Origin of the sequence: Telmatospirillum sp. J64-1, from assembly GCF_006980715.1 — a bacterium.
GTDB classification, from domain to species: Bacteria; Pseudomonadota; Alphaproteobacteria; order Rhodospirillales; family Magnetospirillaceae; genus Oleiliquidispirillum; species Oleiliquidispirillum nitrogeniifigens.
In genome coordinates this window covers 1-1,887 of sequence record NZ_SBHN01000067.1, presented here as the reverse complement: position 1 = coordinate 1,887, position 1,887 = coordinate 1, and the positions used below count along the sequence as shown (strand labels likewise).

General features: G+C 58.6%; 1 protein-coding gene. It reads left to right on the top strand.

Annotated elements, in window-relative coordinates:
- Nucleotides 1-424: 424 nt before the first annotated feature.
- The coding region (locus tag EPD66_RS23755; protein WP_142851039.1) for a methyl-accepting chemotaxis protein at nucleotides 425-1,887 on the top strand (1,463 nt) is incomplete at its 3' end.

Genomic DNA, 1,887 nt, shown 5'->3' with positions numbered 1-1,887 from the left:
CAAGCAATCGGAATTGCTGCTGAGCGAAGTCAACCGCTTCATCGCCCATATCCGGGCCGCCTGACAAAGAGCGGAACACCAGAAAGCCCCCGTGCCGCAAGGCACGGGGGCTTTTTCATTGTCTGCACCCTGGCGTCTTATCCATCCTCTCTCCTCTCCACCGCTTGGTGGAGATCAAAACCGTGCAACGACATTAACAGCAGAGGGGAAATGTACTTTTTAGCCTAAAAAACAAAATAATTATCGATATAATTATAACATTATAGACAGTTTTGTTATTTTCTTTACTCCTATAACGGAGCGTATATAACATTTTGCGTGTATACGAACGCAGAAACCTATCCCTTAGTTATACTTTCTGCGTGGATTTCAACCCACGAGACGGAATGGCAGCGAAAGCTTGCGCTTCCAGGAGGGCGTTAAGTTGACCATACGGATTTCTGCCAAGCTTTATCTGGCCATGTCCATCCTTGCAGCCGCCATCATCATCGTTGGCGGCTTTGGCTATTGGGGGATGACCACCTATTCAGAGAAAGTCTCTGAAATGCAGAATGCCTCTGCCCGGTCCCTTTATAGCGAGCGCATGAATGGGCTGGCGATCAATATCGCCATGAACTCCCGGGGCATCTATCTCGCATCCGATGCCGCTTCCACCGAGACTTTCGTCAAGCCCATGCTGGCCGACATGCAAGCCATGCAGAAGTTGATCTCTGAATGGGAAGCCATCGTCCCAGCGAATGAGCGCCACATGATCGCCAGCATTCGCGAACAGGCGGAAACCTATGTCAGGTTCCGTTCTGAACTCATCCGAGTGGGACGTGAAGAAGGCCCGCAAGCCGCGCGGTTGCTTGGGGACAATGCTGAGAACCGTGCAGTCCGGCAGAAATTCAACGATGAACTCGCAAGAGTCTCGGAGAGAAATAATCAGAAAGTCAATGAGGTCACGGCAGAACTTGCGGACTTTCACGGCACCATCATGGCGGCAATGCAGACGGTCGGCGTCATTTCTCTTCTTAGTGGCAGCCTTGTCGTCTTCGTGGTGATCCGCCGCTATGTCGCCAAGCCGCTGCAAGGCCTGACCGATGCCATGACCGCCCTGGCCGCAGGCAACCTGCAGCAGACCGTCCCGGCGGCGGATCAGAAGGATGAAGTGGGCGACATGGCCCGCGCCGTGGTCATCTTCAAGGACGCCCTGCTTGAAACCGAGCGCCTGAAGCAGGAACAGGAGCAGATGAAGCAGCGGGCCGAGGCGGAGAAGCGCCAAGCCATGGAAGCCCTGGCCAAGGAGTTCGAAAGCCGCATGAAGGCCGTGGTCGGCAGCGTCTCCTCGGCCTCGACCGAACTGCATGCCACCGCGCAATCCATGTCGGGCGTCGCCGACCGCGCCAGCCAACAGGCCACCGCCGTCGCCGCCGCCTCGGAGCAGGCGGCCGCCAATGTGCAGACCGTCGCCTCGGCCGCCGAGGAACTGTCTTCGACGATTGCCGAGATCAGCCAGCAGGTCTCCCGCTCGGCCGATATCTCCCAAGGCGCCGTCTCCCAGGCCGCCGAGGTCAACGAACAGGTCCTCAGCCTCGCCACCGCCGCCCAGCGCATCGGCGAGGTGGTCAGCCTGATCACCGACATCGCCAGCCAGACCAACCTGCTGGCGCTGAACGCCACCATCGAGGCCGCCCGCGCGGGCGAGGCCGGAAAGGGCTTCGCGGTGGTCGCCAACGAGGTGAAGTCGCTGGCCAACCAGACCTCCAAGGCGACCGAGGACATTGCCGCGCAGATCCGCGCCGTGCAGGACGCCACCGATCAGGCCGTCAGCTCCATCCAGGCGATTACCGGCACGATTCAGAACATCAGCGAAATCTCGGCGACCGTCGCTTCCGCCGTCGAGGA